We start from the raw sequence: 13,648 nt of genomic DNA, 5'->3' as shown, positions 1-13,648 counted from the left end.
TTGCCGGACTTGTAGGTGGATGGGGTCGAGCCCCATCCACTCTTCTTCTTTAGGCCACAAGATTGGCTTGCACACAATCAATCGGCCGTGAAGGCGATGATGTTGTTGCCGCGCTTGTAATCGAGCTGGACGTTGCCGCCTGCCGCGACCACGACGTACTGCTTGCCGTCAACGGAGTACGAAGACGGCGGTGCGTTCACGCCGGCACCTGCCTGGAAGCTCCAAAGCACCTTGCCACTCTTGGCATTGTAGGCTCGGAACCAGCCATTGCCTTCGCCGGTGAACACCAGTCCGCCTGCGGTTGCCATGATGCCGCCGATCATGGGCTGAGGCGTATTGACCTGCCAGGCGATCTTGCCGGTATTGTAGTCGACAGCGGTTACATTGCCGGCCTGCTTCTCGCTAGGAATGACCTTGAAAGCACCACCAAGCCAGAGCTTGCCGCCCGGATAGGGCGTGGACTCGACGTGGTAGGTCATCGGCTGATGCAGGTTGATGGCGTAGGCGAGCCCAAGATTTGGGTTCACCGTCATAGGCGACCACTCGACGCCGCCGTTGGCGCCCGGGAGCATGCGTGAACCTTCCTTGGTGGGCAGCACCCACATGTTCTCCTGCGGCACCATCGCTTCGGAGAAGCGGATCAGGCTGCAGTCCTTGCGGTTATGGACGTAGATGTGTCCGGTCTTGCCGCCGTGGATCACGCCAGGAACGACCTTGCCATCCTTGTCTTTGACATCGACCAGAATTGGCGGGCTTACCGCATCAAGATCCCAAACGTCATGCGCGATGTACTGGAAGTGGCAGACGTATTTGCCGGTTTCCAGATCGAGCGAGACGAGGCTGTCGGTGTAGAGATTGTCGCCGGGCCGGATCGAGCCGTCGAGGTCGGGCGAGGGGTTGCCGACCACGAAGAAGATGCGCTTCGATTCCAGATCCACTGCCGGGTTCTGCCACACGCCGCCGCCAAGCGTCTTGTATGGATCGCCAAGCTTCTCAAGGGCAGCTTTTTCTGCCGCGATGTCACGATGCATATCGCGACCGGTCGCGTCATTCGGAGCCCACACGCCCACCGAATTTTCGGGAATGGTGTCGAACTGCCAGACCAACTTGCCGGTCTTGGCATCGTACGCTTTCACGAAGCCGCGAATACCGTATTCACCGCCGTTTGTGCCAATCAGCACCTTGCCATCGACGACAGTGGGAGCCATCGTTTCCGAATAGCCAAGCTCGGGATCGCCGACCTGGGTTTCCCAGAGCAGACTGCCGGTCTTGGAGTCGAGTGCTACAAGCTTCGCGTCGAGTGTCGCGAGGAAAACCTTGTCATCGGCGATTGCCACGCCGCGATTATTCGGGCCGCAGCAGAAGGTCGTGATCGGCCCCATCTTGTGCTTGTAGTGCCAGTACATTTCGCCGGTCTTGGCGTTCAAGGCATAGACGTGGCTGAATGATGTGGTCACGTACATCACGCCATCGACGACGATGGGTGTCGTTTCCATAGATTCCTTCACGTCGGTCTGGAAAATCCAGGCCACATGCATCTTTGAAACGTTGTCCGTATTGATCTGCTTGGCGGGATAATAGCGTGTCTGCGCATAGTTGCCGTTCGTGTGCAGAAAGTTCTTGGAGTCCTTTGCGGCTCCACTCAAAAGATCTTGGGACACTGCAGGGGTCGGGGCTGCGGCGCCCTGGGTCGCGGCGCCTTGCTCGATTTCCTGGCCAGCGAATGCGCTGGTGGTCAGGAGTGCGGCGGAGCACGACGCGAGAAATAGCCGAAGTCGCCTATTGTAGAGCATTGTCATCATTTTCCTCCCAATCCTTAGGGCTCCCCATTCCTCGATAAAGGGGGGATTTTTCCCAGGTGGAAAATAAAGTGCATTTGCGCAACGAACCAAGTCAACGCATGTTCGATCCCGCGTTGCAATAGCGGGAACGCCCAACTGACCGTTTGGCTCAGAACTTTTCCCAATGTTTTCGATAGGATAAGGGATCAAATCGCAGCGCGATATAGATGCGAAAAATAAAAAAGGAGCCGGTCGCGGCTCCTTTTTTAGTGCAGTGGCGCGCGCTACTTAGCGGGCGCTGCCGCGCCGCCCATGGCTCCCGCTATCCTGGGCCTGAGGCGCCAGGGTCTGGAGCAGAGCGAACACGATGGCTTTCATGATACATCACCTTGGTTGTCGTTTTGTCTTCTCGCGGGTTGATGGCCCAGACGCGACGACAGTCACCGGGCGAGGGGACCGCAACCCCTCGAACTCAATTTCTACAGTGTAGATATACAGCGATGCCGGTTAAGAGAAGATGTGCGCTCGCAAAATAGCTATGCAATTTTTGCATCCGTGGCCAGATCTTCAGGCAGGAGCGGCCGAAGACGAATTTTAAGGCACCGAAATATAGCCATTTTTCTAAAAAAGAAGGGGAGAACCAAACGGCCTCCCCTGGGTCAGAACGACTTGCAAGCGTGGACTTGGAAGCGTTGCGACTTGGCGTGTTTTGTACTGTATTTCGCAGATGCAACATATGCGACGCGATTGACGGCGACCGGCGAATAGTGTCGCAGACGAAGCATTAGGCAACAGCCCAGGGCCTCCGCGCGGCCGTTTTCTCAAACAAAATGGGGAGAGCCGCAGAGGCTCTCCCCAACCTTGATTCAAGCGTGCGCAGCTACGCTTAGTTCGTCGTGCGCGGGGGCACATAAGCAACACGCTCGATGTTCTCGACGAGGAGATTCGAGGCGTTCTTGGCGCAACTCAAGGACAGCGTCGCACCATCGGACGTATCGAGCTGAGCAGTCGTTCCAGCCGCTACATTGCTGGTGAATCGCACGGTTGCGAGATGATAGGGGATTTGCTCGCTGTATGTCTCTGACACCATAACCGTGACGCCACAACCGCCGTTTTCCTTGGCGTAGTACGCAATGGCCTTTTTGGTGCCGACATCGAACGATGCACCCTTGTTCTCACCAAGGATCTTTACGCCTGCCGACTCGGCATCAGCGCGCACGCTGAGGGCGACCGGAACGGCGGATAGAGCGGCCAATGCGGCCAGGATGAGAGCTTTATTCATCGACTTCATGGAAGGGGCCTCCATTCCACTATCGCATCGTTCAAGCCCTCGCAGGAGTGTTCGGGTATGACGACTGCGTTCTGGGGACGTAGATAACCCCATGAAGCGGATGGTAAAATAGCCAGACATGCAATTCCGGAATGCATTTGCTGCAGCGCGAAACAGTCACAGCCCAGTTGGGTAGGACAAGCTGTCCAATGCCACATTCATGTCATCTTGGGATGGGTCGCCGGGGAATGGATCTGTTCGTCGCTAAAGACAAAGGCGCGCACTTTTGTGCGCGCCTTTCGGCAGGGACGTCGAAGGGCAGAGGACGTCCTTCAGTTGATTGCGGCCAGCATCGGATGAGCGGCGAGATCGTGCGTTTGGATCGTCAGAGCTGTGCCGCCAAGCGCGCATGCGAGTGACATGGCAGCTCCGTCAGAGGTTTCGACGTCGGCGGCCGATCCACCAGCGACGCTTGCGCCGAAGCGCACGCTGGTCAGGTGATAAGGGATCTGGTCGGGATACGTCTCCGACACCATCACGCTCACTTTGCAAGCGCCACCTTCGTTGAGGTAGGTGGCGACCGCCTTTTTGGTGCCGACCATCAACGTAATGCCCTTACCCTCGGTCAAACGCGCCATTCCCTTTGCATCGGGGGCGGTCGGTACGGGCCATCCCGCATAGGCGGAGGCTGCAAAGCCAAGCGAAGCAAGTACCAGGAGTGCTTTTTGGATCGTCTTCATGTTCGGATCTCCCGTTCTCATGACTTGCCGGCAGTTTTGCCGGGGTAAGCGTTGCGCGTGTAAATGTGAGCATTCATTTTCCGGCCCTCGGGACCGCAGAGGAATTCGGCAGCGCTGTTTTTGTCGCCGTCGAGCCGGAGGCTCTGGCCAGGAATGACGTTCGTTGTGATGCGTGTGCCGTGGGGGCCTTCCGACCCGCCGGCGGCGACGCCGCCGCCTTCCGATTCCGACAGCACGACTGTGAGGCCGCACGCGTTGTCCTGCTGCTGGAAATAGCTCACGATCCTCTTGCCGCCGACATCGAGCGGAAGGCCCTTGTTCGGGGTCATGACGATCTGGGTTTCGGCGCCGTCCGCGCCGGGCATCTCGGCCCATGCGGTGGCCGATAGCGCTGTGCCGATCAAAGCGGCGGCGGTGATGGCTAGAAGCTTGCTCATCGAATTCTCTCCCTCCGGTGCAAGGCGCGGCGGGAAGCGTCACGCGACCCGACCGGTCAACGTGATTCAAAAGTAAGCTACTGACACATATCCATAAATGCACAATGCTGCATGGCAGCAAAAAGCTTTCTGCAGCGCTGCCTTGCCGCTCAATTCGTTGATCTTGCGCATTGCGCATGCTCAGTCTTCGTTCCTTTCAACGGGTTGGGGTTTTGCCACTTGGCGACCGGTGCCCGCAGGCGCTTGGCCGCGCGCCATTGGCATTGGGACAAACCGGCGCGGGCCGCGACAAAGGGGTCTGTCATCGCTATAAGCGGGCGGTGAAAAAACATCATGCGGAAACACAAATTATCATGCTGCATGATTTGACCCAGATAGCCCGCGAGACCCGATGTCAGCTGCCCTCTCCACCACCATTAAGATCACCCCTGAGATCGTCGCCGAACACGGGCTGAAGCCCGAGGAATACGACCGCCTCCTTGAAATCCTGGGGCGGGAGCCACGCATCTGCGAGCTGGGCATCTTCTCGGTGATGTGGTCGGAGCACTGCTCCTACAAGTCGTCGCGCGTTTGGCTGAAGACGTTGCCGACGTCGGGACCGCAGGTGATTCAGGGACCGGGCGAGAATGCCGGCATCGTCGATCTGGGCGATGGAGACGCGGCCGTCTTCAAAATGGAGAGCCACAACCACCCGTCCTACATCGAGCCTTTCCAGGGCGCTGCGACCGGTGTCGGCGGCATCATGCGTGACGTCTTCACCATGGGTGCGCGTCCTGTCGCCAACCTGAACGCGTTGCGATTTGGCGCGCCTGATCATCCAAAAACACGCCACTTGGTGGGCGGTGTGGTCGCCGGCATTGCACATTACGGAAACTGCACTGGCGTCCCGACCATCGGCGGCGAAACGAACTTCGACGCCGGGTACAACAATAACATCCTGGTCAATGCCATGTGCGTTGGCTTGGCGCGCCAGGACAAGATCTTCTATTCGGCTGCGAAGGGCGTTGGCCTGCCCGTCGTCTACGTCGGCTCGAAAACAGGCCGCGACGGCATTCACGGCGCCACCATGGCGTCCGCCGAGTTCGACGATAAGTCGGAAGAGAAGCGCCCGACGGTTCAGGTGGGTGACCCATTCACTGAGAAGCTTTTGATCGAGGCCTGCCTTGAGCTGATGGCGACCGACTGCATCATCGCCATTCAGGACATGGGTGCGGCGGGGCTGACCTCCTCGACGTCCGAAATGGCGGACAAGGGCGGCGTCGGCATCGAACTCAACCTCGATCTCGTCCCGCAGCGCGAGGAGGGCATGACGGCCTACGAGATGATGCTCTCGGAAAGCCAGGAGCGTATGCTCATGATGCTGAAGCCGGGCCATGAAGGCGAGGCAGAAGCCATCATCTCCAAGTGGGGGCTCGACTTCGCCGTCATCGGCAAGACCACCGACACCGGCCGCATGGTCATCATGCACAAGGGCAACGTGGAAGCTGATCTTCCTGTGCCTGTGCTCGCCAACTCCGCGCCCGTCTACGAGCGTCCTTGGGTGGAGCCTAAGAAGCCGGCCAAGATCTTGCCTGAGTGGGTGCCCGCGCCCAATTCGATCCTCGGCACGTTGCGCGACATGATGGGCTCTCACGCGCTCGCCTCGCGCCGCTGGATCTGGGAACAGTACGACCACATGGTCATGGGCGATACCGTCGGCCGCCCCGGAGGGGATGCGGGTGTCGTGCGCGTTCACAACACCAAGAAGGGCATTGCGGTCGCGTGTGATGTGACGCCGCGTTACGTGACGGCTGATCCCGAGATGGGCACGAAGCAGGCCGTCGTGGAAACGTGGCGCAATCTCACGTGCGTTGGCGCCGATCCGCTGGCGATCACCGACAACATGAATTTCGCCAATCCCGAGCGTCCCGAGATCATGGGGCAGTTCGTGGCGTCCGTGCGCGGCATGGGGGAGGCGTGCAAGGCGCTTGGCTATCCAGTAGTGTCGGGCAACGTCTCTCTCTACAACGAGACGAACGGCATCGGCATTCCTCCGACCCCGGCAATCGGCGGCGTCGGCCTCGTGCCGGATACCGCTAAAATCGCTGATATTCGCCTCAAGGGCGAGGGCAATATGCTGATCGTCATCGGGCGCGAAGAGGGCCATCTTGGCCAATCGCTCTATCAGCACCACGCAACCGGCAAATTCGAAGGCGCGCCCCCGCCGGTCGATCTGGAAGACGAGATCAAAGCTGGGCGTCTGGTTCGCACGCTGATCCGCGAAGGCCACGCGCTGGCAGTTCACGATTGCGCCGACGGCGGCCTCATCGTGGCGATCGCCGAGATGGCGCTTGCCGGAGGTGCACACGGTTTGTCGCGTGAGGCGAAGGGCGTCGGCGTCGATCTGTTCGCTTATGAAGGCAAGCTGCCCGCACATGCCATTTGGTTTGGCGAAGACCAGGGCCGCTACGTGTTGGAGGTCGCGCCCGCGAAGGCCGAGGAGGTTCTCGAACGGGCTCGCCTGTTGGCGCTACCTGCACGCATTGTCGGCCGCACGATTGGTGCCGATGCGCAGGGGACGTGCTCAATCAAGATGAAAGGCGAAACGGCGCTGACGCTCGATGATCTGCGCGCGACGAACGAGGGTTGGCTTCCCAATCTGATGAAGAGCGAATTGGGCGGGTGATAACCTCGGTGCGCGCCACACCCACCACTGTCATCCTAGGCCTTTTGCCTGGATCTATCGCGCAGCAATACCAACGCCGGAGTTGATGTTACCAGGTATCCCAGGGACAGCCCTGGGATGACAGGTGAGAGGAACACGTGGCTCCCGTAGCGCCCACCTGTTATCTAAGCCTCATGCCTAGGTTCCGTCGTGCAATTGCTTTTGGAGCTTAACAGAACCAGCAACCGCACCGCGCTAGACGGAAGGCGCGAGCGAGGCATCCCTTGTACCAGTAGGATCAGCCTCAAAGCGAGGATCGATATGTTCTCAGGACCGTTGGCCAAGGTAATTTCCGCCATCGCCGTGCTTGGCGTGTTTGTGTTCTCGTCACCCGCCTCTGCCTGCACGCGGTTTGTATATCTCGGCGGAGCGGGTCAGGTGGTGACCGGGAGATCGATGGATTGGAAGGAGGATATCGGGACCAACCTATGGGTGTTTCCGAAGGGCATGTCGCGGACCGGCGAGGCGGGGGCGAACTCGATCACGTGGACGTCGAAATATGGAAGTGTGATCGCATCGGGCTATGACATTGCGACGACGGACGGGCTGAACGAGGCAGGCCTTGTGGCCAACGTGCTGTGGCTCGCGGAGTCCGAGTATCCAGACTATGACGGTAAGTCGCCCGGGCTGGCGATTTCGGCTTGGGCACAGTTTGTGCTGGATAATTACGCGACCGTCGCAGAAGCGGTGGAAGGTTTGAGGGCGGAGCCGTTCGTGCTCGTCACGGCGAAGGTGCCAGGAACCGACATGCTGGCGACGGTACATTTGTCACTCTCGGACACGAGCGGCGACAGCGCGATCATCGAATACATCGGTGGCAAGCAGGTCATCCATCACAGCCGCGATTTTCAGGTAATGACCAATTCGCCAGTGTTTGAGCAGCAATTGGCGCTCAACGCTTATTGGAAGGAGATTGGCGGAACAGTGATGCTGCCTGGGACGAATCGGGCGGCGGATCGGTTTGCCCGGGCGTCGTTTTACGTCAAAGCGATACCAAAGACGGACGATCCAGTGGAGACGATCGCCAGTGCATTCAGTGTGATCCGCAATGCATCCGTTCCGTTCGGTATTTCTACACCGGATCAGCCCAACATCTCATCGACCCGGTGGCGGACGGTCGTCGATCACAAGCGCAAGCGATATTTCTTCGAAAGCGTTCTGACGCCGAATGTGTTCTGGGTCGATCTGGCAAAGTTCGACCTATCGGCGGAGACGGGCAAGACTGAGAAGCTTGACCTTGGTCCTAACCAGGCGAACATCTACTCTGGATTGGCGAACGATCAATTCAAAGAAGCCAAACCATTCAAATTTCTCGGAGTGGAGAAGTGACACCGTCATGCGCAAAGCTGTGCAATCATACTAGGATACAGCGCGCGACACACGGCGCCAGCTTTGGTGGCCCCACGGATCCCTGGGATAAGCCCTAGGATGACGGTGAGAGATAGACGCTGAACTCGCCACTCCAACCAACTGTCATGCGATGACGAATGGCGAGACAGCAGCGCCCAGAAGGATCAAGTCGTTGTCGAACCGCTCGGTCCGCCGCCGTTCTCGCGTTTGCTCATGGCTGTGACGTCTGATGTTCGGCTCACCATGAAAGCATGACCGAGAAGTCCGATGCCCCAGCCGATGAGAGGCAACTTAAACCAGTAGTCAGGCTGATGGCTCAACAGGTTGATGACGAACAGCCCAAAGTTAACGGCTGCGAAAATGATGAGATGGGTGCGAATGCTTTTGCTTAATGAACGCCATCTGAACGCGTTGCTCAGACACAATTCAGGCGGGACTTGTGAAGGTCGTGCCATTGAACACAGGCGATGCTCTAGGAGATGCACAAATGAATTCGGCCAACGTATTGTCGATTACGGATTTCAACGCGCGCAAATTGCTACTGCAGATTTTCATGCCCGTCCTTGCGGCGCTGGCATTTTTTGGCGGAAACATCGTGACGAGCACCGGATCTTTCGCGAAGTCGTCGGCTTATGAGTCCGGGTTTGCGGCTGGCAAGGCCAAAGGTCGGAAAGATGGTTATCAAGACGCATACAAGGACGCTTACGAAGCCTCCTACAACGATGCGCTGATCGGCGGATTCGCGAAGTCAACGTCGGCTCAGGATTACGCGATCGGTTGGAAGAAGGGCTACAAGGTCGGCTACAAGCTGGGCTGGAAATCGGGCCAACGCGACGGCGACGAGGATGGCTACGATGACGGCCAGGAGTGGAAGGAATCTATGCGCAATCAGATGCGCCGCTGTATGCGCCAGGGAACTTGCTGATTACGGTTCCAAAATTCGAGAGTGCTAAAGTCAAAGAGCCGTCGGATCTGTCCGGCGGCTCTTGTCTTTTCTGATGCATATGGCAGTGAAGGCTAGATCTTCACTTCGGCATGCTTTCTCAGACGGAGTGCGAACGCTACCAGAAGCCCGCCGTAAACAACCGCGAAGCCGCCGATGGCGAAGGCCAAACCGAGCGCACCGGCGCCAGGAAAGGCGAGGATCAGCAAGCCGAAAATCACCGCCAAGACACCGCTGGCGATCAGCATCCACTCGTCGTCGATCTCTTTACGCAGGCGAATGGCGCCGATGATTTCGAAAATTCCCGATGCGATGGCCCAGCCCGCGATGAAGTACAGCAGCACGATGCCCGTGATGCCTGGCCACATCAGCGTCACCACACCGGCGCCGATGCCAAGCAGACCAACGATGGCGAGCCACCACCTGGGCGCTGGCGCGCCCTTGGTGACCGCCGCGACGAGAGCGAAGATGCCATCGAGCAGCGCGAAAGCGCCGTAGAAAATGACGAGCGTGAAGAGCGTGAGGCCCGGCCAAATGAAGGTCAGCACGCCAAAGATGATGGCCAGGATGCCGCGCAACAGGATGAGCCACCAATTACGCGCGAGCGCATCGAGGGTCGGCCGCATCAGAACGGTTCCGGGAGGATAGCTGTTGGTGACCATAATTAGTTTCCTTGCTGATTATAAGAATTGATATGTCCGAAACGGCTCAAAAACAACGGAAGTTCCGGAGTACGCCGACATGGAAAGGGAACATAAGCGTGATGCCCGGGCGCTCGCGCCGGAGCGAAAACCACTGCATTAAATCTACCGGAACACCGACGGTGCGGCAAGCGTAGGTATACAGATACGTAAACATCATGAATGCGGAGCAGGCCGCGTGAAGCGGCCGATTTCATCGCCGCTCACAGCTTGGCCATTTCACAGCGTGCCGCGCAGATAGCATTGCTCAGATACTGCCTTTGCGAGTCAGGGCGCGGCGCGCTTCTTCCAAAGCCGGATCGTGGCGATCGAGACCTGGGTATACCCGGATGGATTGGACGCGGTGCCAAACAGCTCCGGTGTGGTGAGAGAATTCGTCGTCAATTGACCGCCAAAATAGCCGCCCGACAGATCGAACAGATCGAAGGCGCAGGCAAACAGATTGACGCCCTTTTCAGGGAAGTCGGCTTTCGTCTTGTAGCATTTGCCGAACGCCTTGCCCGAAACGCCGTTGACGTTGAGATCGCCGTAGAGTTCCCAGACGGCGGGATCGGCGCTGTTTCCGAAGCAGGCGCGGATTTCCCCGACCTTGCCGGCGTCCGTATTCAAGATGCGCCCGTCCTTGGGGCGGGTCTCAAGCGACCGGAACGTGTATTGATCCTCCCACGCAGGTTGGGAGAGTTTGGTGCGTTCCGTGGAGCAGGCTTCCGTCGGTTTGGAGCGCGCCTCACGAACCGAGCGCAAGACGTAGATCTCCTCAACGCCGTCCCCATCGCCAGCCTTCACGCAGGTGGATGCGGAAGCGAGCGCGACGGCGGCCAGCGCAAGAGCCAGAACTTTCGAGCGGATGAGTGCAGTTCGCATGGCTTGTGGCCCTCCCTGACGCCGGAAAGCGGTCGTTTGGGCATTGTCGGTTCGCATAGGGTGGGACGCAACCGGGACTGACGTACAGGCACCGTCGCTGCTGCAATGCGGCAAGTGAAAAAGAAATGGGCGCGGCCCATGGAGTTTCCGCGCCCTAATTCTTAGCGCATCGCGCCAAGACTTTGCTTTGCAGAGAAGTTCGGCTTAGCCAGCCTTCTTTGCATTTTGTTCTTTCTTGGCGATCTTCGAAAGGCGCTTCTTCTCGTTCTCAACTTTGCGCTGGCGTGCCTGGATCTTGCGGCGGCGCATGTTCGACATGGTCGGCATCGGTGGATTTCCCTAGTTTCAACGTCAAGCGCGCGTTTTAGGCGGATATCGTGGGCTGTCAATTGTGAATTACCTCCTGCCAACGCCCCGCGGAGCCCGGGGCTTAGCCGGATTGTTGCCATCATCGTGTCGCGTGTAGAGTTAAGCGTGCGGGCGCTGATGACGAGAGGCCAAATGTCTAGATTGAACCGCGCGCACGGCGAAGCCGCGCCAAATCCGTCCCATTACCAGCCCCTGAGCTTTCCACGGGGGCTGTCGATCGAAGGCGCCATCAGCTATCCCGGCGCAATCACGATCGCTTGCACCGTCGATGGCGATGTCAGCTGTTCCGAGCTCGTGATCACCGAGCGTGGGGTCGTCAACGGAAGCGTCCGCGCTGAAAACGTCGTTGTGCTTGGCGAGGTTAACGGAGAGATCTACGCGAACACACTCACGATGAAGGCCGCCAGCAGTGTGGTCGGGGACATCTTCCATAAGAAACTGGCGTTGGAGGACGGGTGCTATTTCGAAGGACGCTCCCGGCGTCATTCAGCTCCCCTGCTGCTCGGCGCTTAGGGAGCGCGCGGATATCGGTACCGGGCCGGCGCGATCGGCGGGCTTCCCCTGATCGGGAAGCCGGGCTAAAGAGTGGCGCACAATAGAAAAATCCAAGCCACATATGGACCCTCCGCGGCGATGCGAACCATCACAATTCCAGCTGCACTTTTCGCCGCCATCTCGCTCGGTGCGTGTGATGGTCAGAAATCGGAGCCCTCAGCATCGGACGCTGCGTCGTCACACGCTGAGCAGGCGAGCCAACCCCAATCGACAGGAATAGACATGTCCAACGCCAAGACCACTGCTTCTGGCCTTCAGATCATCGATACCCAGGAAGGCACAGGCGACGCGCCTAAGACCGGCCAGACCTGCGTGATGCACTATACGGGATGGCTGTATAAAGACGGCGCCAAGGGCGCCAAATTCGACTCGTCCGTTGACCGCGGCAAGCCATTCGCCTTCACCATCGGCGTCGGTCAAGTGATCAAGGGCTGGGACGAAGGCGTTGCTTCCATGAAGGTCGGCGGCAAGCGCACGCTGATCATCCCGCCTCAACTGGGTTATGGCGCGCGCGGCGCTGGCGGCGTCATTCCGCCGAATGCCACACTGATTTTCGACGTGGAATTGCTCGACCTCAAGGACGACGACTGATCGTTAAGCTGGCAAGAAAGCTTCTTGCTCTTAAGGCTTACGTGTTGCGGGCTTCTGAGCGAACGTCAACGACAAGGCGTGATAGAGTGGGCGTCGGCTGATTACGCGCGAGACGCTGGACGCCAGCAGGGCCGTTGCGAGCAGCGGAATGACCATGGCGCGGTCGCTTGTCATTTCGATTACGATCACGGCGGCGGTAAGCGGTGACTGAACGACGCCAGCAAAGTATCCGGCCATCATCAGCAGCAGGACGTTGCGAGGCTCAACGAACGTCAAAACCTCGGCCACCATTGAGCCAATTCCAGCGCCTGCTGCGAGCGACGGCGAGAACAGGCCACCTGGTATGCCGCTGACGGCGGACAGCAGCGTGGCTACCATTTTTGCCAGTCCGTAATACCAGGGAATAGTGATGCCGAAGTAGAGCCCCGACCGGGTTTCCGTGTAGCCGCTGCCGGAAGCATAGCCGTTGGTTGCGATGCTGAGGATGGCGACGACGAGACCGCAGATCGCTGCAAAATAGATTGGATGTCGCTTGAGCTTGGCCACCCATTCGGGTGGATGAAAGACGATCGCGATCATGGTGCGGCTGAACAGACCGCCGAGTGCTCCGCCGATGATGGCGCACACAAGAACGGCAAGCCAATCGAACCCGCTGATCACGCGGGCGGACCCGCCACCGAAATAGGAATAGTTGCCAAGCAGGAGCCAGCTGACGCCGCCTGCGACGATAACCGATCCAAGCACGAGCTCGTTCACCCGGCCGGTGAAGGATTTTGCGACTTCCTCGATGGCGAACACGATACCCGCCAACGGCGCATTGAAGGCGGCAGCGACGCCTGCGGCGGAACCGGCAAGCACAAGTCCATCGGCGCGTCCAAGTCGGGCAAAACCCGCGATGGCAAACATGATGGAAGCGCCGATCTGCACGCTGGGGCCTTCGCGGCCAACCGAGGCGCCGGTAAGGATCGCCACCGATGTCATGACGATTTTTGCAATCGCCATGCGCCAATCGAGCAAGCTGAAGCGATGAGCCTGATCCTTGCTGGCGCGGGCAGCAATGACCTGCGGAATACCGCTGCCCTGGGCGGCGGGATACCACCGCCGCGTTATGTAGGCCAGCACGGCGAAGCTGATCGGGGTAACGATTAGCGGCAACCACATCCAATGTTTGAGAGCGTGGTTGAAGACCTCCTGCGCAAGGTCTGCCAGCTGCGCAAATCCTACCGCGACGAGCGCCACCACGATTGCACCGGAGAGGAACACCAGACGCCTTTTCCAAACGTGCCTGGAAAACCCGGCGTAGGTGTAGCGTCTCAGACTCCTTGATCGGCGAGAGATCGTGC

13 protein-coding genes are annotated in these 13,648 nt (G+C 58.9%); 5 read left to right on the top strand and 8 right to left on the bottom strand.

Annotation, left to right across the window (positions count from 1 at the left end; all coding sequences use genetic code 11):
- Positions 1–77 precede the first annotated feature (77 nt).
- From R3D51_08200 to R3D51_08185, 4 genes are all read right to left on the bottom strand, one after another.
- A complete protein-coding gene (locus R3D51_08200; protein ID MEZ5899461.1) occupies positions 78–1,802 on the bottom strand; it encodes a PQQ-binding-like beta-propeller repeat protein in 1,725 nt (574 codons plus the stop codon).
- An 865-nt stretch (positions 1,803–2,667) separates the two neighbouring features.
- Positions 2,668–3,072: a hypothetical protein gene (locus R3D51_08195; GenBank protein ID MEZ5899460.1), complete on the bottom strand. Its 405-nt coding sequence runs from the start codon at positions 3,070–3,072 to the stop codon at positions 2,668–2,670.
- Between the two features lie 311 nt (positions 3,073–3,383).
- On the bottom strand, positions 3,384–3,791 hold the full coding sequence (locus R3D51_08190) for a hypothetical protein (protein ID MEZ5899459.1): 408 nt from the start codon (positions 3,789–3,791) through the stop codon (positions 3,384–3,386).
- Between the two features lie 17 nt (positions 3,792–3,808).
- Positions 3,809–4,228: a hypothetical protein gene (locus R3D51_08185; GenBank protein ID MEZ5899458.1), complete on the bottom strand. Its 420-nt coding sequence runs from the start codon at positions 4,226–4,228 to the stop codon at positions 3,809–3,811.
- A 391-nt stretch (positions 4,229–4,619) separates the two neighbouring features.
- Between R3D51_08185 and purL the strand changes: the two genes are divergently transcribed.
- From purL to R3D51_08170, 3 genes are all read left to right on the top strand, one after another.
- Positions 4,620–6,893 carry a phosphoribosylformylglycinamidine synthase subunit PurL gene (gene purL / locus R3D51_08180; protein ID MEZ5899457.1) on the top strand — a complete coding sequence of 758 codons (2,274 nt, stop codon included), beginning with the start codon at positions 4,620–4,622 and terminating at the stop codon, positions 6,891–6,893.
- 300 nt (positions 6,894–7,193) lie between these two features.
- A complete protein-coding gene (locus tag R3D51_08175) occupies positions 7,194–8,261 on the top strand; it encodes a linear amide C-N hydrolase (GenBank protein MEZ5899456.1) in 1,068 nt (355 codons plus the stop codon).
- Positions 8,262–8,769: 508 nt separating this feature from the next.
- The gene (locus tag R3D51_08170; protein MEZ5899455.1) at positions 8,770–9,207 is read left to right on the top strand and encodes a hypothetical protein; all 438 of its coding nucleotides are present in this window, start codon (positions 8,770–8,772) and stop codon (positions 9,205–9,207) included.
- Between the two features lie 92 nt (positions 9,208–9,299).
- Here R3D51_08170 and R3D51_08165 read toward each other — a convergent pair whose 3' ends face one another.
- The 3 genes from R3D51_08165 to R3D51_08155 all read right to left on the bottom strand — a co-directional run bounded on the left by R3D51_08165 (position 9,300) and on the right by R3D51_08155 (position 11,117).
- Entirely contained in the window at positions 9,300–9,887 is a 588-nt protein-coding gene (locus R3D51_08165) for an HdeD family acid-resistance protein (protein MEZ5899454.1), read from the bottom strand.
- Between the two features lie 306 nt (positions 9,888–10,193).
- Positions 10,194–10,790: a hypothetical protein gene (locus R3D51_08160; protein MEZ5899453.1), complete on the bottom strand. Its 597-nt coding sequence runs from the start codon at positions 10,788–10,790 to the stop codon at positions 10,194–10,196.
- 204 nt (positions 10,791–10,994) lie between these two features.
- Positions 10,995–11,117 carry a hypothetical protein gene (locus tag R3D51_08155; GenBank protein ID MEZ5899452.1) on the bottom strand — a complete coding sequence of 41 codons (123 nt, stop codon included), beginning with the start codon at positions 11,115–11,117 and terminating at the stop codon, positions 10,995–10,997.
- Positions 11,118–11,291: 174 nt separating this feature from the next.
- On the opposite strand from R3D51_08155, the gene R3D51_08150 reads away from it, so the two are divergent.
- Together R3D51_08150 and R3D51_08145 are read left to right on the top strand one after the other, a co-directional pair.
- Positions 11,292–11,672, top strand: a complete 381-nt coding sequence (locus tag R3D51_08150; protein ID MEZ5899451.1) for a polymer-forming cytoskeletal protein — start codon at positions 11,292–11,294, stop codon at positions 11,670–11,672.
- Between the two features lie 120 nt (positions 11,673–11,792).
- Positions 11,793–12,305, top strand: a complete 513-nt coding sequence (locus R3D51_08145; protein ID MEZ5899450.1) for an FKBP-type peptidyl-prolyl cis-trans isomerase — start codon at positions 11,793–11,795, stop codon at positions 12,303–12,305.
- Positions 12,306–12,335: 30 nt separating this feature from the next.
- Here R3D51_08145 and R3D51_08140 read toward each other — a convergent pair whose 3' ends face one another.
- A complete protein-coding gene (locus tag R3D51_08140) occupies positions 12,336–13,568 on the bottom strand; it encodes a chloride channel protein (GenBank protein MEZ5899449.1) in 1,233 nt (410 codons plus the stop codon).
- Positions 13,569–13,648: the final 80 nt, after the last annotated feature.

Source organism: Hyphomicrobiaceae bacterium (assembly GCA_041397645.1).
Taxonomy (GTDB): domain Bacteria; phylum Pseudomonadota; class Alphaproteobacteria; order Rhizobiales; family Hyphomicrobiaceae; genus Hyphomicrobium_B.
This window is presented reverse-complemented; position numbering and strand designations above follow the sequence as displayed.

Bases quoted from the DNA above. Each gene is read 5' to 3' on its own strand.
- R3D51_08160 (MEZ5899453.1), bottom strand. From the start codon at position 10,790: ATGCGAACTGCACTCATCCGCTCGAAAGTTCTGGCTCTTGCGCTGGCC.
- R3D51_08190 (MEZ5899459.1), bottom strand. From the start codon at position 3,791: ATGAAGACGATCCAAAAAGCACTCCTGGTACTTGCTTCGCTTGGCTTT.
- R3D51_08185 (MEZ5899458.1), bottom strand. From the start codon at position 4,228: ATGAGCAAGCTTCTAGCCATCACCGCCGCCGCTTTGATCGGCACAGCG.
- R3D51_08200 (MEZ5899461.1), bottom strand. From the start codon at position 1,802: ATGATGACAATGCTCTACAATAGGCGACTTCGGCTATTTCTCGCGTCG.
- R3D51_08165 (MEZ5899454.1), bottom strand. From the start codon at position 9,887: ATGGTCACCAACAGCTATCCTCCCGGAACCGTTCTGATGCGGCCGACC.
- R3D51_08150 (MEZ5899451.1), top strand. From the start codon at position 11,292: ATGTCTAGATTGAACCGCGCGCACGGCGAAGCCGCGCCAAATCCGTCC.
- R3D51_08170 (MEZ5899455.1), top strand. From the start codon at position 8,770: ATGAATTCGGCCAACGTATTGTCGATTACGGATTTCAACGCGCGCAAA.
- R3D51_08195 (MEZ5899460.1), bottom strand. From the start codon at position 3,072: ATGAAGTCGATGAATAAAGCTCTCATCCTGGCCGCATTGGCCGCTCTA.
- R3D51_08145 (MEZ5899450.1), top strand. From the start codon at position 11,793: ATGCGAACCATCACAATTCCAGCTGCACTTTTCGCCGCCATCTCGCTC.
- R3D51_08155 (MEZ5899452.1), bottom strand. From the start codon at position 11,117: ATGCCGACCATGTCGAACATGCGCCGCCGCAAGATCCAGGCACGCCAG.
- purL (MEZ5899457.1), top strand. From the start codon at position 4,620: ATGTCAGCTGCCCTCTCCACCACCATTAAGATCACCCCTGAGATCGTC.
- R3D51_08175 (MEZ5899456.1), top strand. From the start codon at position 7,194: ATGTTCTCAGGACCGTTGGCCAAGGTAATTTCCGCCATCGCCGTGCTT.